Here is a 19,364-nt window from a genome sequence, read left to right as displayed (position 1 = left end):
CCCGGAAGGAACCCCCCTCAATGACTGTGAACCGCCTCCGTCCGCGCCGGTCCTGCCTGGCCGTGCCGGGCAGCAACCCGCGTTTCCTCGAGAAGGCCCAGGGCCTGCCGGCCGACCAGGTCTTCCTCGACCTGGAGGACGCCTGCGCCCCGCTGGTCAAGGAGAGCGCCCGCCACAACATCGTGGACGCGCTGAACAACGGCGACTGGGGCGGCAAGACCCGCGTCGTGCGGGTCAACGACTGGACCACGCACTGGACCTACCGCGACGTCATCACCGTCGTCGAGGGCGCCGGCCAGAACCTGGACTGCATCATGCTGCCCAAGGTGCAGGACGCCCAGCAGGTGATCGCGCTGGACCTGCTGCTCACCCAGATCGAGAAGACCGTCGGCCTGGAGGTCGGCAAGATCGGCATCGAGGCGCAGATCGAGAACGCCAAGGGCCTGATCAACGTGGACGCCATCGCGCAGGCCTCGCCGCGCCTGGAGACCATCATCTTCGGCCCGGCCGACTTCATGGCCTCCATCAACATGAAGTCCCTGGTGGTCGGCGAGCAGCCGCCCGGCTACGGCGCCGACGCCTACCACTACATCCTGATGCGGATCCTGATGGCCGCCCGCGCCAACGACCTGCAGGCCATCGACGGCCCCTACCTGCAGATCCGCAACCAGGAGGGCTACCGCGAGGTCGCCCGGCGCTCCGCCGCCCTCGGCTTCGACGGCAAGTGGGTGCTGCACCCCGACCAGGTGTCCGCCGCGAACGAGATCTACTCGCCCGCGCAGGAGGACTACGACCACGCCGAGCTGATCCTCGACGCCTACGACTGGTGCACCTCCGAGGCCGGCGGCGCCAAGGGCTCCGCGATGCTCGGCGACGAGATGATCGACGAGGCCAGCCGCAAGATGGCCCTGGTCATCGCCGGCAAGGGCCGCGCCGCGGGGATGGAGCGCACCACCAAGTTCGAACAGCCTGTCTCCGACAAGACGGCGGAGGCCTGAGCGCGATGCAGTTCGGACGCACCTACGAGGAGTTCGAGGTCGGCGCGGTCTACAAGCACTGGCCCGGGAAGACCGTCACCGAGTACGACGACCACCTGTTCTGCCTGCTCACCATGAACCACCACCCGCTGCACATGGACGCCAACTACGCGACCACCACCGTGCAGGGCAAGAACGTCGTGGTCGGCAACTACATCTACTCGCTGCTGCTGGGCATGAGCGTCGAGGACGTCTCCGGCAAGGCGCTCGCCAACCTGGAGATCGAGTCGCTGCGCCACATCGCGCCGACCTTCCACGGCGACACCCTCTACGGCGAGACCACGGTCCTCGACAAGAACATGACCTCGAAGCCGGACCGCGGCATCGTGTACGTCGAGACCAAGGGCTACAAGCAGGACGGCACCGTGGTCTGCATCTTCCGCCGCAAGGTGATGGTGCCCACCGAGCAGTACCTGAAGGAGCGCGGCGGCGACCAGCCCGGCCGCCCCGAGCCCCTGGCCTGACCCACCCCCTCAGCCCCGGACGGGCGGGCCGCCGTCATCGGCCCAGCCCCCACCCGGTACCAGGGGCTCCGCGGCAGCCACGCGCCGCGGAGCCCCCCCACCCTCATCCCTCTTGAGCAGTCACGGAGCCGCACGATGGGACGCCTCGCACAGACCGACGGCCTCACCGAGATCCAGCGGGACATCCTCGCCACCGTGCGGGAGTTCGTCGACAAGGAGATCATTCCGGTCGCCACCGAGCTGGAGCACAAGGACGAGTACCCGACCGCCATCGTCGAGGGCATGAAGCAGCTCGGCCTGTTCGGGCTCACCATCCCGGAGGAGTTCGGCGGCCTCGGCGAGTCGCTGCTCACCTACGCCCTGGTGGTGGAGGAGATCGCCCGCGGCTGGATGTCCGTCTCCGGCATCGTCAACACCCACTTCATCGTGGCGCACATGATCAACGCGCACGGCACCCAGGAGCAGAAGGACTACTTCCTGCCGAAGATGGCGGCCGGCGAGCTGCGCGGCGCCTTCTCGATGTCCGAGCCGGGCCTGGGCTCCGACGTGTCGGCGATCTCCACCAAGGGCGTGCGGGACGGGGACTTCTACGTCCTGAACGGCCAGAAGATGTGGCTGACCAACGGCGGCACCTCGTCCGTCGTCGCGGTGCTCTGCAAGACCGACGAGGGCGGCAACACCCCGTACAAGAACATGACCACCTTCCTGATCGAGAAGACCCCGGGCTTCGGGCCGAACGAGACGGTCCCCGGCCTGACCGTGCCCGGCAAGATCGAGAAGATGGGCTACAAGGGCGTCGACACCACCGAGTTGGTGCTGCAGGACGTCCGCGTCCCGGCGGACCGGATCCTCGGCGGCGTCCCCGGCAAGGGCTTCTACCAGATGATGGACGGCGTCGAGGTCGGCCGGGTCAACGTCGCCGCCCGCGGCTGCGGCGTGGCCCGCCGGGCCTTCGAGCTGGGCATCGCCTACGCCCAGCAGCGGGTCACCTTCGGCAAGAAGATCGCCGAGCACCAGGCGATCCAGTTCAAGCTCGCCGAGATGGCCACCAAGGTCGAGGCCGCGCACCAGATGATGGTGATGGCCGCCCGCAAGAAGGACAGCGGGCAGCGCAACGACCTGGAGGCCGGCATGGCCAAGTACCTCGCCTCCGAGTACTGCAAGGAGGTCGTCGAGGACTCCTTCCGGATCCACGGCGGCTACGGCTTCTCCAAGGAGTACGAGATCGAGCGGCTGTACCGGGAGGCCCCGATGCTGCTGATCGGTGAAGGTACGGCGGAGATCCAGAAGATGATCGTGGGACGCCGGCTCCTGGAGGAGTACCGGCTCGCCGACTAGTCGGCCCCGAGACAGTCCCTCCCCGCGGTCGGCGGCAGGCGTGCGGGCCCGCCGTCGACCCGCTCCGCGCCCGCCCCGGCCTGGTCAGCCGTCCATGGGGCGGACGCGGCGCACGGAGCAGCCGCCCGGCGCGTTTCCCCAGGTACGCGCCGGGCGGCTGCCTCCGTGCACCGCGCGTCGCGCGCGACACGCTGAGACGTGACTCACCCGGAACCCGAGACCCCTTGGGGAACCGGACCCGGTCCGGTTACGGTCGTACACATAGCAGGTGCCCGACTCAGCAGGCAGGCGTAGTTCGACTAGCAGGCGGCTTGCCCAGGTACGGGCAGGTCCCGATAGCATCCACCGGGACAGCAGCCGTCCCAGACAACTCGATCCCCGCGGTGGCCCCCGTCCAGGGGCCATTCAGTGTCCCCGCGCGGGGCCCGCGACTAAAGGTCTTCGATGCCCATCAGCCCGTCCCCTCACACCTCCGCCCAGGGTTCCGCGCCCGAGGGTCGGCGTCCCCGCGTGACCATCGCGCGCGGCGCCACCCCGTGGTTCGTGCCCACGCTGGCCACCGCCGCCGTGACGACCGCCCTCACCCGGCGCTCCGGCAAGTGGGCCCTGGCTGCCGTACCGGCCTGCGCGCTCAGCGCGGGCATGCTGTGGTTCTTCCGCGACCCCGAGCGCGAGATCGGCGCCGGCCGGGTCATCTCGCCGGCCGACGGCGTGGTCCAGTCCATCGACGAGTGGCCGGACGGCCGGACCCGCGTCGCCGTGTTCATGAGCCCGCTCAACGTCCACGTCAACCGCGCGCCGCTGGCCGGCACCGTGACGTCCGTCGAGCACATCGCCGGTGGGTACGTCCCGGCGTTCAACAAGGACAGCGACCGCAACGAGCGCGTCGTGTGGCACTTCGACACCGAGCTCGGCGACATCGAGATGGTGCAGATCGCGGGTGCTGTCGCCCGCCGCATCGTCCCCTACATGGACGCCGGCACCAAGGTCGAGCAGGGCGAGCGGGTCGGCCTGATCCGTTTCGGCTCCCGCGTCGACACCTACCTGCCGGCGGGCGTCGAGGTCGGCGTCACGGTCGGCCAGAAGACCACCGCCGGGGTGACTCGCCTTGACCGTGACTGATCCTGAGACCCTCGTGGGCCTCGGCGACGACGAGGAGTCGACCGAGCTCCGCCGTCGCCGCTGGGCGCGGGACCGCGAACTGCGGGCCCCCCGCTCCCCGCAGCACCTGTCCACCGCCGACTTCCTGACCCTGGGCAACGCCGTCTGCGGCTTCCTGGCGATCTACTCGATCACCACCGGAATCCTCATGCCGCACCTCACCGACGAGTCCAGCGCCCCGGTCAAGCACAGCGCCGCCACCGCGGTCACCCTGCTGCTGATCGGCTCCATGTGCGACCTCTTCGACGGCCTGGTGGCGCGCAAGCTGCGCTCCTCCGCGCTCGGCGCCGAGCTCGACAACCTGGCCGACCTGATCAGCTTCGGCATCGCGCCGGCCTACTTCGTCGCGGTGTGGGGCCTGGTCTCCCCCGGCTCCAACCAGCAGCTGTCCGCGTTCATCGCGCTGACCGTGCTGCTCGCGGTGGTGCTGCGGCTGGCCCGCTTCTCGGCGGTCAAGATGCGACCCGGGATCTTCCAGGGCATGCCCTGCCCGATGGGCGCGATGACGGTGCTGGCGATCGTCCTGCTCGACCCGCCGTTCATCCCAGGTCTGCTGATGATCCTCGGCGTGGCGTACCTGATGGTCAGTCGGATCGAGTACCCGAAGCCGCAGGGCCTGCTGGCCACCGCGACGCTGGCCTGGATCGTCGTCTCCATCGGCTGCCTGGCCTCCTGGGCGGCCGGGCTGCCCGGCGGCGACACGCTGATGCACGTCGGTGCGGTCGCCCAGATCGCGCTCGCGGCGATGGCGCCGCTGCTGGTCATCCGCCGCAAGGTCGGCGAGAAGGTGGGCGTGGTCCGCGCCCGCCGGGCCGAGAACCGGGGCTGACAGCAAGAGAGCCGCCCTCCCGGGGATTCCCCGGGAGGGCGGCTTCTTGCTTGTGCGGGCTTCCGCTTCGCGCAGCTCCCCGCGCCCCTGGCGGGACGCGTTCGGATGGGGTCAGGCTCCGCCGGTGTGGACCGAGAAGGCGCTCCGGCGCGCGGCGCGGGCCACCGCCGGGTCGGGGTGGACCGAGGCGACCGCGGTGAGGACGCTGGCGGCGCGGGGGTGTCCGGACTGGCGGGCGCGGTTGAAGAGCCGGACCGGCTCGCCGGCCGAGGCCGCTTCGACGTGGCCGACCAGGAGGTTGGTCTCGCCGTGGTCGAGGACGGCGGCGGCGGTGTCGACCCACAGCCAGGCGGCGTCCTCCGCCCCGAGCACGTCGGCGGGGGACACCGGTTCCTCGTCCAGCTGTTCGGCCAGCCAGAGGAGCGCGTAGGGCCGCAGGACGGCCTCCTCGACGGCGGCCCGGACGCCCTGCTCGGCGGTCGAGCCGGCGACCACCCGGAGTGCCTCGAAGGCCAGGCCGCGGACCAGGGCGTCCTCGCCGCGGGCGGCTTCGAGGAGTTCGGCCACGGCGCGGTCGGCGGGGCGGGCGGCGACCCAGGCGCGGAACTCCGCGCGGGCCGGGCCGGGGGTGTAGTCGGCGCAGGCGCTGAGCAGTTCCAGGGCGCTCTGCTCGATGTGGCCGGCGGCGGTCTGCGCGACGGTGCAGATCTCCTCCAGCTTGGCGCGGACCGCCCAGTGGCCCAGCGGGGACAGCTCGGCGGCCTCGTCGCGGCGGCCGAGCGCGCCGACGGCGGCCAGGCCGTCGAGCATCCAGTCGAGGACGGCGGCGACGTCGGCGGGCGAGTGCGGGGTGTCGATCTGCGGCTCGCGGCAGGTGCCGCGGACGGCGGAGACCGCGGAGGCGGCGTGCGGCACCGGGGACAGCGGGAAGGTGCCGCTGCCCGGGGTGAGCCGGCGCTCGTCGAGGCCGCGGCGCAGCAGTTCGAGCAGCTCGCTGTCGGCGACCGGCCCGTCCACCAGGTGCAGGAAGGACAGCAGCTGGGGCGCCTGGTCGACGGCCTGGCCGGCCAGCTGGGCGAAGACGCCGCGCAGCGCGGCGGGCGGAACGGGGGCGAGCAGCGTCCAGGCGTCGAAGAGCGCGGACCAGCCGCGGACCACGGCTTCGTCGTCGTGGTCCCAGGCGTGCAGGCGCCAGCCCGGTCCCGCGCCGCCGTCGCGGAGTTCGACCAGGCCGACCAGCAGGGCCTGGCCCCAGGCGTTGGCGGCGGCGCCGACGGTCATCGCAAGGGCGCGGCCGGCGGCGCGGGCGTCCTCGGGGAGGAGTTCGCCGCGCTTGTCGACCTCGCCGAGTTCGCCGGCCCAGCGGGCGACGCGGACCGCGTCGGCGAGCATGCGGCGCGCCAGCGGGGCGAGTTCGGCGGGTGCGGGGAAGCCGTCCGGGACGGGCACTCGGCCGCGTCCGGGCTTGGCGGGGACCCGGCGGCGGTTGGCGGCGGGTTGGGTGCCCTCCGCACGCCCGACGGCCGTTCCGGGCAGACGGGTCACCGTCGCACCGGTGCGGTGGGGCGGCGGGTGCGGGGCATCACGGTCGCGCGGGTTCCGAGACGTCACGCCGTGCAGTCTTCCCCTTGTACGGGCCTTCTGTCACATCGGCTGCCGAGCTGTCTCGGCGTCCTGTCCGAACCGCTCGAACGGTGGGGGGACGTGTCCGGACGAAGCGGGGCGAATCACTCCACTTTCGGTCATGGACATGGCACATACTGTGACCGCTCCGAGACGGAGACGCGGTGGGCCGGGTTCCGGTTCCCGTCGCAGGGCCGCCGGCGGTCCGCCGGCGGTTCACAGCAGCGGGGTGAGGAAGCGGCGCAGCGCCTCGGCGTACCCGGCCGGGTCGGCGTTCCACAGGGCGGCGTGCTCGGCGTGCGGCACCGGGTGCAGGCTGACCCGGTCCTCGCGGGCGTCGGCGAGGCGCTCGGCGGCGACCCACGGGGCGATCGGGTCGTCGGGGCTGTGCAGCACCAGCGCGGGCGCGGGCAGGTCGGCGCCGGAGGCGATCCGGGCGAACCCGGCCAGGTCGACGTCGGTGCGGCCCTGTGCGGCGAGCGTGCCGAGCTCGCCCAGGGCGGGCGAGGACCAGGCCCGGGTGGTCTCCCGGCGGACGGTCTCGGACCAGTCCAGGACCGGGGAGTCCAGCACGAGTCCGGCGATCCGGTCGCGCCAGGTGGAGCGGGCGGCGGTGTGCAGGGCGATGGTCGCGCCGACCGACCAGCCGTACAGCACGACCCGGCCGGCGCCCTGGGCGAGCGCGTACCGGATCGCGACGTCCACGTCCTGCCACTCGGTCTCGCCGAAGTGGTTGAGGCCGTCCGGCGAGGCCGGGGCGCCCCGGTCGCCGCGGTAGCTGACGGTCAGGGTGGGCAGCCGCAGCGAGTGCAGCAGCGGGAGGACGGGCAGCGCCTGCTCGCGGTCGACGCCCGGGCCGTGGATCAGCACCACCCAGGTGCCGCGGATCCCGGCGGTCCGCCAGGCCGGGAGGTTGCCGAGGTCGCCGGCCACCTCGACGTCGACGTAGTCCAGGCCGAGGGCGGTGCGCGGGTCGCCGACCAGCACCCGCGCGGTGACCCTGACCTCGGTGCCGACGGCGAGGGTGCCGCTCTCGGCGCGCTCCAGCCGCCGGGTGACCCGGTCGCCGCTGCGGTCGAGCACCTCGCCGACCACGGCGTGGCCGTCCTCGCCCCACTCCAGCGCGTACCGCCCGGGGCGGAGGGTGTCGGCGGTGGCGGTCAGCACCACCCGGCCGGGGCCGAGGGCGATCACCTTGACGGGCGCGGGCGCGAACACCACCTGCGCGGTGCCGGCGTGGACCACGTGGTCGGACACTCTCCGGCCGAGCGCCAGGAAGGCCGCCACCCCGGTTCCTGCGGCGGCGGCGGCAACGGCGGCGGCGGTTCCCCAACGCATGGCGGTCTCCCGGGTGCTGACGGTCCTGTACCTCCAGTGCACCTGCCCCGGCTCCGGACGGCGAATCGGGACGGCGCCCGGGTGACGGCCGGCGCTACGCCGGCCGGATCGCGTGCGCCTCGTCGCGGACGTCGGGTACGGGGTGGCGGCACAGGTCGTGCAGCAGGGCGCGCCGGGGGTCGGACCAGTCGTCGAGCCGTCCTGCGACGGCCGGGGCGGCCGTGAACAGGCCGGCGGCCTGCGGCGGTAAGGCCGGGCGTCAGGCGAGTTCGGTGGCGAGGAGTTGCCAGAAGCGGGGGGTGGGTTCGGGGCGGGTGGGGGTGGTGGTGGGGGTGGCGCCCCAGGAGGTGGGGGTGTGGTGTTCGGACTGGAGGGTGGCGAGGACGCGTTCCAGGGTGGGGGGGTCGACGGGGACCAGGCGGGCGATGGGGCGGAGCTGGGCCTGCCAGCGGCCCTGGACGACCTGGCGGAGGCGGGCGTCGAGGTCGGCGGTGCGACCGGTGAGGTGCACCAGGGTGGGCAGGTCGAGGCCGAGGACGTGGGCGAGCAGGCGGGTCTGGTCCTCGCTGCCGGTCCACCGGCCGGTGGCCTCGGTCTGCCGGTAGGTCGCGAGCGAGAGGCCGAGCAGGCGGGCGGCCTGGTCCTGGGTGAGTTCGCGGGCGATCCGGTGGTCGCGGAGGGTGGCCGGGGCGGTGCCCATCAGCTGGGCGGGCGGGCACCAGAGGGTGCGGGCCAGGGCGATCAGCTGGTCCTCGGTGGGGCGGATGCGGCCGTCCTCCCAGCCGGCGACGTGCCCGGGGAGCAGGCGGACGCCGTGGGCGGCCAGCCCTTCGGCGACCTGATCGGGCGTCAGGCCGAGAGCGGTCCGGTGGGCGCGGGCCGCGACCGGGGAGAACGGCACCGGGGCGGCGGCCGGCGGCTGTCTGCGTCGCATGCCTTCCGACGCTAGGGCCGGGGCGGGGGCGCCCCCAGCCGCAGATGACACGAACCGCGGCCGGTCGCGGTGCGCTCCGGCTGGGTGAACCCACCACGCCGCGCAGGGCGCGAAAGTTTCGGACCTACGGCACGGTCAGGGCGTCCGCCCCGTCCTCGCGCTGGCCGGATCCGCGGCGGGCTCGCTCCCATGGGAGGCACCACTCGACTCCCTGGAGGAATGATGGCGGGACACCGCAGAGGACGGACGGCGCGCTCGTTCGCCGGGCTGCTGGCCGGCGGGCTGCTCGCGGTCGGCGCGACCTGGGCGGTCCAGCAGCAGGCGGGCGCCGCCGCGGCCGGCTGCCGGGTCGACTACACGATCACCAACGCCTGGCAGGGCGGCTTCGGGGCCGACGTGCAGATCACCAACCTCGGTGACGCGGTGGCCGCTTGGTCATTGAAGTGGTCCTTCGGCGGCGGCGAGCAGGTGACCCAGGCGTGGAACGCCGACGTGATGCTCGGCAGCAGCCAGGTCACCGCGAACAGTCTGGGCTACAACGGCTCGGTCGCCACCGGAGGCACCGTCAGCTTCGGCTTCAACGGTTCGGTGCCGGGCACCGGCGCAACCACCGTCCCGACCGCGTTCACTCTCAACGGCACGCTCTGCACGGGTGGTTCGACCACCAGCCCGTCGCCGACCGGGAGCCCGACCGCGAGCCCGACCGCGACCACCCCGCCGCCGGCCGGGCAGGGCCGGCAGGTGGAGAAGCTGGACCGCGGGGTGGTCTCGGTGCGCAGCGGCTCCGCGAACCTGGTCTCCTGGCGGTGGCTGGCCACCGACCCGGACGGCGTGGCGTTCAACGTGTACCGCGACGGGACCAGGCTGAACTCCGCGCCGCTGACCGGTGCCACGGACTACCTCGACAGCGGTGCGGCGGCCGGCGCCTCGTACACGGTGCGCGCGGTGGTGAACGGGACGGAGCAGGCCGCGTCCGCGGCCTCGATCGGATTCGCCGACGGCTACCGGGACGTGCCGATCTCGCCGCCGCCGGGCGGGTCGAACGCGAGCGGGTCCTACACCTACGAGGCCAACGACGCGAGCGTCGGCGACCTGGACGGCGACGGGAGCTACGAGTTCGTCCTCAAGTGGTCACCGACCGACGCCAAGGACAACTCGCAGTCCGGATACACCGGCGACACCGTCGTCGACGCGTACGAGCTGGACGGCACCCGGCTGTGGCGGATCGACCTCGGCCGCAACATCCGCTCCGGCGCGCACTACACGCAGTTCCAGGTCTACGACTACGACGGCGACGGCAAGGCCGAGGTGGTCATGAAGACCGCGGACGGCACCGTCGACGGCGCCGGGCGGACCATCGGCAGCGCCACTGCCGACTACCGGAACTCCTCGGGCTACGTGCTGTCCGGCCCGGAGTACCTGAGCGTCTTCAACGGGCGGACCGGCGCCGCCCTGCAGACCGTCACCTACGACCCGCCGCGCGGAACGGTCTCCGCCTGGGGCCACTCGTACGGCAACCGGGTCGACCGGTTCCTGGCCGGCACGGCGTACCTGGACGGGAAGCGGCCGTCGATCGTGATGGCGCGCGGCTACTACACCCGGACGGTGATCGCCGCCTGGGACTGGCGCGACGGCAAGCTCACCGAGCGGTGGGTCTTCGACTCCAACGCCTCCGGGAACAGCTCCTACGCCGGTCAGGGCGACCACCAGCTGGCCGTCGCCGACGTGGACGGCGACGGGAAGGACGAGATCGTCTACGGCTCGATGGCGGTCGACGACGACGGGCACGGCCTGTGGAACAACGGGCAGGGGCACGGCGACGCGATGCACGTCGGCGACCTCGACCCGAGCCGGCCCGGGCTGGAGGAGTTCAAGGTCGACGAGAGCACCGACAAGTACTCAGCCTGGTTCGCCGACGCCAGGACCGGCCGGATCCTGTGGCACCAGCCCGACTGCACCTGCGACAACGGGCGCGGCGTCTCCGACGACGTGTACGCGGGCAGCCCCGGCGCGGAGTCCTGGTCCTCCGCCGTCACCGGCCTCTACAGCGCGCAGGGCCAGAACGTCGGCCGCAAGCCCGGCTCCGCCAACTTCACCATCTGGTGGGACGGCGACCCGGTCCGCGAACTGCTCGACGGCACCCACATCGACAAGTACGGCACCGGCGCGGACACCCGGCTGCTGACCGCGTCCGGGGTGCACTCCGACAACGGCACCAAGGCCACCCCCGCGCTGACCGCCGACCTGTTCGGCGACTGGCGGGAGGAGGCGGTCTGGGCCACCACCGACAACCGGGCGCTGCGGATCTACGCCACCCCCGCCCCCACCGACCTGCGGATCACCACGCTGATGCACGACGTCCAGTACCGCGAGGCGATCGCCTGGCAGAACACCGCCTACAACCAGCCGCCGCACCCGAGCTTCTTCCTCGGCAACGGCATGCCCACCGCGCCGCGGCCCACCGTGTACGCGCCCTGACCGCCCCTCAGGGGTCCCGCCGGCCCGCTCGGCGGGACCCCGCCCGCGTGTGACCAACCCCTCCGCCGCCTCGGTTGACTGGCCCGAAGCGGGCGTGGTGGGATCTTCGGGCCAAACGGAGGTAAACAGAGGAAGCCGGTGCGAGTCCGGCGCGGTCCCGCCACTGTGACCGGAACCCCGCGCAGGGGTGACCGGAAGTCAGGAGACTCTGGCCTTCGTTCCGTCGATCCAGGGCGCGGACCCTGAGTGAGGACAACGACGCCATGCGGGCTGCCCCGTACCTGGTGGGCGCGATCGCGGGGTACCTCGCGGACGCCCGGTTCGGCGATCCCCGGCGCGGCCACCCCGTCGCCCTGTTCGGCGCCGCCGCGACCCGGCTGGAGCGGCGGCTGTGGCGCGACGACCGGGCCGCCGGAGCGGCGTACACGGCGCTCGCCGTCGGCGCGGTCGCGGGCGGGGCGGCGCTGCTGTCCGCCGCGGTCCGCCGCTCACCGGCCACCGCCGCCGGGCTGGCCGCCGCCGCCACCTTCACCGTCCTCGGCGGGACGTCGCTGACCCGGGAGGCCCGCACCGTCGGACGCTCGCTGGCCGACGGCGATCTGACGGCCGCTCGGGAACGCCTGCCGCACCTGTGCGGGCGCGACCCGTCCGGCCTGGACGAGCAGCAGATCGCCCGGGCGGTGGTCGAGTCGGTCGCCGAGAACACCGCCGACGCCGTGGTCAACGCCCTGGTCTGGGGCGGCCTGGCGGGCGTCCCCGGGCTGCTGGCGTTCCGGGCCGTCAACACGTTGGACGCGATGGTCGGGCACAAGTCCCCCCGCCACCTCCGCTTCGGCTGGGCCTCGGCCCGGCTCGACGACGTCGCCGGCTGGCCGGGGGCCCGGCTGACGGCGCTGCTCACGGTCACCGCCGCCGACTCCCCCGCCCGCGCCTGGCGGGTCTGGCGGCGGGACGGCTCCGCGCACCCGAGCCCCAACGCCGGGCAGGCCGAGGCCGCCTTCGCGGGAGCGCTCGGCGTGCAGCTCGGCGGCACCCTGCAGTACGGCGAACGCGTCGAGCACCGGCCCGTCCTCGGCGCGGGACTGCCGCCCGTCGGGGTTCCCGACATCGACCGGGCCTGCCGGCTCTCCCGCCGGGTCGGCGCCCTCGCCCTCGGCGTGACGGTCGCGGCGCGGACGGTGGCCCTGGCACGCCGCGCGCGGCGCCGGTGACCGCCCCGCGCGCGTCCTCCCCTGCTGCCGTCGCTCTCGCCGTCCCCCGCCCAGTGCCCCTCGTTGTCGTTCCCCTCGTTGTTGTCCCCCTCGCCGAAGGAGTCCTGCCGTGAGCGGCGCGTTGCTGGTGGCCGGTACGACCTCGGATGCCGGAAAGAGCGTGGTGACGGCGGGGATCTGCCGCTGGCTGCTGCGGCAGGGCGTGCGGGTGGCGCCGTTCAAGGCGCAGAACATGTCGCTGAACTCCTTCGTGACGGCCGACGGGGCGGAGATCGGCCGGGCGCAGGCCATGCAGGCGCAGGCGGCGGGGGTGGCGCCGGAGGCGGCGATGAACCCGGTGCTGCTGAAGCCGGGGGCCGACGGGCGCAGCCAGGTGGTGCTGCTCGGGCGGGCGGTGGCCGAGGTCGGGGCGCTGGACTACCGGGAGCGCAAACCGGTGCTGCTGGAACGCTCGTTGGAGTGCCTGGCGGACCTGCGGGCGCGGTTCGACGTGGTGGTGTGCGAGGGCGCGGGCTCGCCGGCCGAGATCAACCTGCGCGACCGGGACATCGCCAACATGGGCCTGGCCTCGGCGGCCCGGCTGCCCGTGGTGGTGGTCGGGGACATCGACCGCGGCGGCGTGTTCGCCTCGATGTTCGGCACCCTGGCGCTGCTCTCGCCGGAGGACCAGTCGCTGATCGCGGGCTGGTTCGTCAACAAGTTCCGCGGGGACGCCCGGCTGCTGGCGCCGGGCCTGGAGATGCTGCGCCGGCTGACGGGCCGTCCGGTGCTGGGAACCTTCCCGATGCTGCAGGGCCTGTGGCTGGACGCGGAGGACTCGCTGGACCTGGCGTCGGTGGCGCAGCGGCCGGCCGCGGGCGGCCCGGTGGGGGCCCAGGTGCTGCGGGTCGCGGTGGTCAGGTTCCCCCGGCTGTCGAACTTCACCGACGTGGACGCGCTGGCGCAGGAACCGGGCGTGCTGGTGCGCTGGGCGACCCGTCCGGAGGAGCTGGCGGACGCGGACCTGGTGGTGCTGCCGGGGACCCGGGCCACGGTCGCCGACCTGGCGTGGCTGCGCGCGCAGGGCCTGGCGGAGCCGTTGGCGGCGCGGGTCGCGGCGGGGCTGCCCGTGCTCGGGGTGTGCGGCGGCTACCAGATGCTGGGCCGGGAGATAGTCGACGAGGTGGAGTCCCGGGCCGGCGCGGTGGACGGTCTGGGACTGCTGCCGACCCGGGTGGTGTTCGGGGCGGAGAAGGTGCTGGCCCGGCCGACCGGGTTCGCGTGCGGGGAACGCGTGGAGGGGTACGAGATCCACCACGGTGTGGTGGAGGTGTCCGGCGGGGAGGTGTTCGTCGCGGACGCCGCCGGGAACGCCCTGGACGGGTGCCGGGTGGGGGCGGTGTGGGGGACGACCTGGCACGGGGTGCTGGAGAACGACGCGTTCCGCCGGGTGTTCCTGGCGGAGGCGGCGCGGGCGGCGGGCCGGGCCTTCGTGCCCGCCCCTGACACCTCCTTCGCGGCGGCGCGCGAGCAACGGCTGGACGCCCTGGGCGACCTGGTGGCGGAGCACGCCGACACCGACGCGCTGTGGAAGCTGATCGAGAACGGGGCGCCGGCGGGACTGCCGTTCGTGCCGCCCGGGGCCCCGGCCCCGGTGGAGATGGAGGGTTCGAAGTGACTGGACTGACCGATGCCCGTTACCCGTTCACGGCGATCGTGGGGATGGACGACCTGCGGCTGGGGCTGCTGCTGAACGCGGTGTCGCCCGCGGTGGGCGGGGTGCTGGTGCGGGGTGAGAAGGGGACCGCGAAGTCGACGATGGTGCGCGCCCTGGCGGGGCTGCTGCCGTCGATCGCCACCGTGCCGGGCTGCCGGTTCGCGTGCGACCCGGCGGCGGCGGACCCGCAGTGCCCGGACGGCCCGCACGAGGGCGCGGCCGGGCAGGACCGGCCGGCGTTCCTGGTGGAACTGCCGGTGGGCGTCTCGGAGGACCGGGTGGTCGGTTCGCTGGACCTGGAGCGGGCCCTCGCCGAGGGCGTGAAGGCGTACGAGCCGGGCCTGTTGGCGAAGGCGCACCGCGGCGTGCTGTACATCGACGAGGTGAACCTGCTGCAGGACCACCTGGTGGACCTGCTGCTGGACGCGGCGGCGATGGGCCGCTCGTACGTGGAGCGCGAGGGCGTGTCGGTGCGGCACGCGGCCCGGTTCCTGCTGGTCGGCACGATGAACCCGGAGGAGGGCGAGCTGCGGCCGCAGCTGCTCGACCGGTTCGGCCTGACCGTGGAGATCGCGGCCACCCGGGACGCGGAGGAGCGCGCCGAGGTGGTGCGCCGCCGCCTGGCCTACGACGCCGATCCGGCCGCCTTCGCGGGGCGGTGGGCCGAGCAGGAGGACGAGCTGGCCGAACGGATCACCGCCGCACGGGAGTTGCTGCCGAGCGTGCAGCTGTCCGATCTGGCGCTGCGCCAGATCACCGGTGTGTGCGCGGCGTTCGAGGTGGACGGCCTGCGGGCGGACATCGTGATGGCCCGTACGGCGGTGGCGCTGGCCGCGTGGGCCGGGCGCACCGAGGTGCTGGAGGAGGACGTCCGCAAGGCCGCGCAGCTGGCGCTGCCGCACCGGCGGCGGCGCAACCCGTTCGACGCGCCGGGCCTGGACGAGGAGCAGTTGGACCGCACGCTGGCGGAGCACCAGGGCCCGGAGCAGGACGGACCGGAGGACGACGGTCCGGACGGCGGCCCGGGCGGCGGCCCCGACGGCGGGGGCGGCGGTGGCGCACCGGAGCCCTCCGAGCCCAACGGGCCTTCCGCGCCGGATGGTTCGACCGAGCAGCCGGACGCCCCCGCCGCCCCGCCGCGGCAACGACCGGGCGGGGCACGGGAGTCGGCGCCGGTGGCGGCCGACCAGCCGTACCGGACCCGGCTGTTCAGGGTCGACGGGACGGGCCGCGGCGCGCAGGGCCGCCGCTCGCCCGCCGAGACGGACGCCGGGCACACCATCCGGGCGCGCCGGCCGCGGGGGAAGCTGTCCCGGCTGCACCTGAGCGCGACGCTGCGCGCGGCGGCGCCCCACCAGGCGGTCCGCGGCCGGACCGGGCGGGCGCTGCTGCTGCGCCGCGACGACCTGCGCGAACAGGTGCGCCGGGGGCGGGAGTCGAACCTGGTGCTGTTCGTGGTGGACGCCTCCGGGTCGATGGCGGCGCGGCAGCGGATGACGGCGGTGAAGGGCGCGGTGCTGTCCCTGCTGATGGACGCCTACCAGCGGCGCGACAAGATCGGCATGGTGACCTTCCGGGGCGCGGCCGCGGAGTTGGCGCTGCCGCCGACCTCCTCGGTGGAGGTGGGCGCGGCCCGGCTGGAGCAGTTGCCGACCGGCGGGCGGACGCCGCTGGAGGCGGGTCTGCTGCGGGCGCACGAGGTGCTGCGGGTGGAGCGGCTGCGCGACCCGGACCGGCGGGCGCTGCTGGTGGTGGTGACCGACGGCCGGGCGACCGGGGCGAAGGACGCGCTGGCGCGCTCGCGCCGGGCGGCCGGCCTGCTGGCCGCGCAGGGCGTGGCCTCGGTGGTGCTGGACTGCGAGTCCGGCCCCGTCCGGCTGGGCCTGGCCCGGGAGTTGGCCGCGCACCTGAACGGTGACGCGGTGAGCCTGGACGAGCTGCGGGCCGAGGGTGTGGCCTCGCTGGTGCGGGAGACCCGTTCGACGATGATGCGAAAGGCGGCTTGAGCCGACATGCCCAAGGGAGTTGCGGAGAACGTCCCGGACGACGGTCTGACGACCCGTCAGCGAAGGACGCTGCCGATCACGGCGGTGCACACCGGGCCGGGCAAGGGGAAGTCCACGGCGGCGTTCGGCATGGCGCTGCGGGCCTGGAACCAGGGCTGGCCGATCGGGGTGTTCCAGTTCGTCAAGTCGGCGAAGTGGAAGGTCGGCGAGGAGAACGCGCTGCGGGTGCTCGGCGAGTCCGGGCAGGGCGGCATGGTGGCCTGGCACAAGATGGGCTCGGGCTGGTCCTGGGTGCAGCGCGACATCGAGTCCTCCGAGGAGGCGGCGCTGGAGGGCTGGGAGCAGGTCAAGCGCGACCTGGCGGCCGAGACCTACCGGTTCTACGTGCTGGACGAGTTCACCTACCCGCTGCACTGGGGGTGGATCGACGTGGCGGAGGTGGTCGAGGTGCTGCGGGACCGCCCGGGCAGCCAGCACGTGGTGGTGACCGGCCGGAACGCGCCCGAGCCGCTGCTCGAACTGGCCGACCTGGTCACCGAGATGACCAAGCTGAAGCATCCGATGGACGCGGGCCGCAAGGGCCAGCGCGGTATCGAGTGGTAGTCCGTTGAACAGCATCCCTCGGATCGTCGTCGCCGCGCCGTCCTCCGGCGCGGGCAAGACCACGGTGGCCACCGGCCTGATCGCGGCGCTGGCCGCGCGCGGGCTGAAGGTCTCCCCGCACAAGGTCGGCCCGGACTACATCGACCCCGGCTACCACGCGCTGGCCGCCGGCCGCCCGGGCCGCAACCTGGACGCCTGGATGAGCGGCCCGGAGCGGATCGCCCCACTGTTCGCGCACGGCGCGGCCGGGGCGGACGTGGCGGTGGTCGAGGGCGTGATGGGCCTGTACGACGGAGCGGCCGGGCGCGGCGAGCTGGCATCCACCGCGCAGGTGGCGAAGCTGCTGCGGGCGCCGGTCGTGCTGGTGGTGGACGCCTCCTCGCAGTCCCGCTCGGTGGCGGCGCTGGTGCACGGCTTCGCGTCCTGGGACCCGGAGGTCCGGCTCGCCGGGGTGATCCTCAACAAGGTGGCCTCGGACCGGCACGAGACGCTGCTGCGGGAGGCCCTGGAGGAGGGCTCCGGGGTACCGGTGCTGGGCGCGGTGCGCCGGGCCGGCGCCGTCGACACGCCGTCCCGGCACCTGGGCCTGGTCCCGGCCGTGGAACGCTCCGCCGAGGCGGTGCGGGCGGTCCGCGAGATGGGCGAGCTGGTCGCCGGGTCCGTCGACCTGAACGCCGTGCTGGCGCTGGCCCGGTCCGCGCCGCCGCTGGCGGCCGGGCCGTGGGACGCGGCGGCGGAGGTCGAACCGGTGGCCGGACCCCGGCCCCGGATCGCGCTGGCCGGCGGCGCGGCCTTCTCCTTCTCGTACGCGGAGAACGCCGAGCTGCTGACCGCCGCCGGGGCCGAGGTGGTCGCCTTCGACCCGCTGCACGACGAGCAACTGCCGGAGCGGACCGCGGCGTTGGTGATCGGCGGCGGCTTCCCCGAGGTGTACGTCTCCGAGCTGAGCGCCAACGCGGCGCTGCGCCGGGCGGTCGCCGCCCTCGCCGCGAGCGGCGCGCCGGTGGTCGGCGAGTGCGCCGGACTGCTCTACCTGGGGCGGGAGTTGGACGGGCTGCCGATGTGCGGCGTGCTCGACGCGACGGCCCGGATGACCTCCCGGCTGACCCTCGGCTACCGGGAGGCGGTGGCGCTCGCCGACTCGCCGCTGGCCGCGGCGGGCTCCCGGGTGCGCGGCCACGAGTTCCACCGCACCACCACCGACCCGGCGGCCGGCCCGTCCCCCGCCTGGGCCTGGCGCACCCCCGCCGGCCCGCACACCGAGGGCCACCTGCACGGCTCGGTGCACGCCTCCTACCTGCACCTGCACTGGACGGGTGCCCCCGAACTCCCGGCCCGGCTGGTCCGCCACGCCGCCGCCCACGCCGCTTCGCGGGCCGCCGCCGGCGAGTGAACGGACAGCGGGGCCGGGTGGTGACGGATCGTCACGACCCGGCCCGGCGGGCGGCCGTCAGACGGTGACCGCCGCGGGCCGCCAGTCCGAGTTCGGCGCGCCGGCCGGCAGGCCGAGCGACTGGCGCAGCCGGTCGACCTGCTCCTCGCCGATGTGCTGGAAGCCCAGTTCCAGCTCCTGCGCGAGGGAGCCGAGGTCGGCGGCCCGCCCGGCCGCCGCGAAGTGGTCGGCGGCCGTCCTCGACTCGGCCACCAGCCGGTCCACGTCCGCCTGCTGGGCGGGCTGCCACACCCCCGCGAGCAGGTCCGTGGCCTGCGCGTTGGCACCGATCGACAGGAAGTTCGCCCAGGTCCGGTAGCCCGTCGGGTCGTCCGCGACACCGCGGATCCCGGGGGGCTTGCGGTACCACATCCGGCCGAACCGGCCGGTGGCCGTCAGCAACTGCTTCTGGTCCTGCGTCAGCTTGCCCAGGTCGGTGCGCAGCGAGCCGATGAGCGGCTTGCCCTCGCCGGACAGGAAGCAGACGAAGCGGCGCCCGGACGGGTCCTGCCAGGACCGCGCGCCGGGGGCGGCGTGGTCGAGCGAGACGGTGGCCGGCAGCGCCCAGGTGTCGAGCACGTACCCGTCGAGATGCTCCAGGCAGAGCCGGCGGGCCTCCGCCTCGATCTGGGCCTCGCTCGGGGCGGCGGAGCCGAGGGTGTCCGACTCCCCGGTCCAGTAGACCTCACCCTGGTGCTCCTTGGCGCAGCCCGTGACGGTCGCCGGGTTGCCGTTCAGTTCCTTGAAGCAGTCGCCCTGGGCGAGCTCCAGCCGGGCGTCCGGCCGCGTGCTGGGCAGCGGAGTGCCGTAGAGCCGGGACGCCGCCGGCACCGGGTTGCCGTAGCGGTCCAGGTCCTGCTGGTCCGGGCTCGGGGCGATCAGCGTGCCGATCAGGATCACCGGCCAGACGGCGCCGCCCACGATGCCCGTGATCGCCATCGCCCGGCCGCGCTCGCCGGTACGCCGGATCTGCCGCAGCGCGGCGACGCCCAGGGCGATGCCGACGAATCCGACGAAGAACAGCAGGCCGGTCACCATCGCGGCGATCGCCAGGGTGTTCCGGACGTCCGCCGCCGCCGGCTGCACCAGGTTCGGGTACTCGGCGTAGGCCGGCGGCGGTCCGGCGCCCGGGCCCGACCCCGGTTCCTGTTCCTGTTCCTGTGCTGATTCTCTGCTGAGCGACATCGGTGTTTCCCCCCTCGGGAACAGCTCGG

General features: G+C 74.0%; 15 protein-coding genes and 1 riboswitch. Of the genes, 11 read left to right on the top strand and 4 right to left on the bottom strand.

Annotated elements, in window-relative coordinates; all coding sequences use genetic code 11:
• Positions 1–20: 20 nt before the first annotated feature.
• The 5 genes from BX266_RS25635 to BX266_RS25615 all read left to right on the top strand — a co-directional run bounded on the left by BX266_RS25635 (position 21) and on the right by BX266_RS25615 (position 4,829).
• Positions 21–998: a CoA ester lyase gene (locus tag BX266_RS25635; RefSeq protein WP_099908310.1), complete on the top strand. Its 978-nt coding sequence runs from the start codon at positions 21–23 to the stop codon at positions 996–998.
• Positions 999–1,003: 5 nt separating this feature from the next.
• Positions 1,004–1,501 (top strand): MaoC family dehydratase, encoded by a 498-nt coding sequence (locus tag BX266_RS25630; RefSeq protein ID WP_099903503.1) that lies wholly within the window; start codon positions 1,004–1,006, stop codon positions 1,499–1,501.
• Between the two features lie 135 nt (positions 1,502–1,636).
• Positions 1,637–2,839 carry an acyl-CoA dehydrogenase family protein gene (locus BX266_RS25625; RefSeq protein WP_099903501.1) on the top strand — a complete coding sequence of 401 codons (1,203 nt, stop codon included), beginning with the start codon at positions 1,637–1,639 and terminating at the stop codon, positions 2,837–2,839.
• Between the two features lie 444 nt (positions 2,840–3,283).
• Positions 3,284–3,961 carry a phosphatidylserine decarboxylase gene (locus tag BX266_RS25620; protein WP_180290608.1) on the top strand — a complete coding sequence of 226 codons (678 nt, stop codon included), beginning with the start codon at positions 3,284–3,286 and terminating at the stop codon, positions 3,959–3,961.
• A complete protein-coding gene (locus BX266_RS25615; RefSeq protein WP_399170445.1) occupies positions 3,948–4,829 on the top strand; it encodes a CDP-alcohol phosphatidyltransferase family protein in 882 nt (293 codons plus the stop codon). The genes BX266_RS25620 and BX266_RS25615 overlap by 14 nt, the downstream gene beginning before the upstream one ends.
• Before the next feature lie 111 nt (positions 4,830–4,940).
• On the opposite strand, the gene BX266_RS25610 is transcribed toward BX266_RS25615, so the two are convergent.
• The 3 genes from BX266_RS25610 to BX266_RS25600 all read right to left on the bottom strand — a co-directional run bounded on the left by BX266_RS25610 (position 4,941) and on the right by BX266_RS25600 (position 8,724).
• The gene (locus tag BX266_RS25610; RefSeq protein WP_310794803.1) at positions 4,941–6,440 is read right to left on the bottom strand and encodes a hypothetical protein; all 1,500 of its coding nucleotides are present in this window, start codon (positions 6,438–6,440) and stop codon (positions 4,941–4,943) included.
• Between the two features lie 228 nt (positions 6,441–6,668).
• A complete protein-coding gene (locus BX266_RS25605) occupies positions 6,669–7,790 on the bottom strand; it encodes a S9 family peptidase (RefSeq protein ID WP_099908308.1) in 1,122 nt (373 codons plus the stop codon).
• Positions 7,791–8,049: 259 nt separating this feature from the next.
• On the bottom strand, positions 8,050–8,724 hold the full coding sequence (locus BX266_RS25600; RefSeq protein ID WP_099903493.1) for a helix-turn-helix transcriptional regulator: 675 nt from the start codon (positions 8,722–8,724) through the stop codon (positions 8,050–8,052).
• Between the two features lie 222 nt (positions 8,725–8,946).
• Between BX266_RS25600 and BX266_RS25595 the strand changes: the two genes are divergently transcribed.
• The 6 genes from BX266_RS25595 (at position 8,947) to BX266_RS25570 (ending at position 18,111) form a co-directional block, all read left to right on the top strand.
• Complete coding sequence (locus tag BX266_RS25595; RefSeq protein WP_180290607.1) at positions 8,947–11,202, top strand: cellulose binding domain-containing protein; 2,256 nt, start codon at positions 8,947–8,949, stop codon at positions 11,200–11,202.
• Between the two features lie 93 nt (positions 11,203–11,295).
• A riboswitch (cobalamin riboswitch) is annotated at positions 11,296–11,432 on the top strand.
• Positions 11,433–11,465: 33 nt separating this feature from the next.
• A complete protein-coding gene (locus BX266_RS25590; RefSeq protein ID WP_099903489.1) occupies positions 11,466–12,413 on the top strand; it encodes a cobalamin biosynthesis protein in 948 nt (315 codons plus the stop codon).
• A gap of 109 nt (positions 12,414–12,522) precedes the next feature.
• A complete protein-coding gene (locus BX266_RS25585; RefSeq protein WP_099903487.1) occupies positions 12,523–14,070 on the top strand; it encodes a cobyric acid synthase in 1,548 nt (515 codons plus the stop codon).
• Between the two features lie 44 nt (positions 14,071–14,114).
• Positions 14,115–16,115, top strand: a complete 2,001-nt coding sequence (locus BX266_RS25580) for a putative cobaltochelatase (protein ID WP_259465147.1) — start codon at positions 14,115–14,117, stop codon at positions 16,113–16,115.
• Between the two features lie 6 nt (positions 16,116–16,121).
• Entirely contained in the window at positions 16,122–16,718 is a 597-nt protein-coding gene (gene cobO / locus BX266_RS25575) for a cob(I)yrinic acid a,c-diamide adenosyltransferase (RefSeq protein WP_099903485.1), read from the top strand.
• A 4-nt stretch (positions 16,719–16,722) separates the two neighbouring features.
• Positions 16,723–18,111: a cobyrinate a,c-diamide synthase gene (locus BX266_RS25570; RefSeq protein WP_099903483.1), complete on the top strand. Its 1,389-nt coding sequence runs from the start codon at positions 16,723–16,725 to the stop codon at positions 18,109–18,111.
• A 57-nt stretch (positions 18,112–18,168) separates the two neighbouring features.
• Here the strand turns inward: BX266_RS25570 and BX266_RS25565 are convergent, their stop codons facing one another.
• Positions 18,169–19,335, bottom strand: coding sequence for a DUF4190 domain-containing protein (locus tag BX266_RS25565; protein WP_099903481.1), 1,167 nt, complete (start codon positions 19,333–19,335; stop codon positions 18,169–18,171).
• Between the last annotated feature and the right edge of the window lie 29 nt (positions 19,336–19,364).

It is taken from the genome of Streptomyces sp. TLI_171, assembly GCF_003610255.1.
In the GTDB taxonomy this organism is placed as follows: domain Bacteria; phylum Actinomycetota; class Actinomycetes; order Streptomycetales; family Streptomycetaceae; genus Kitasatospora.
Note: the sequence above shows the minus strand (reverse complement) of the source record. Positions and strands in the feature narration are given on the sequence as shown.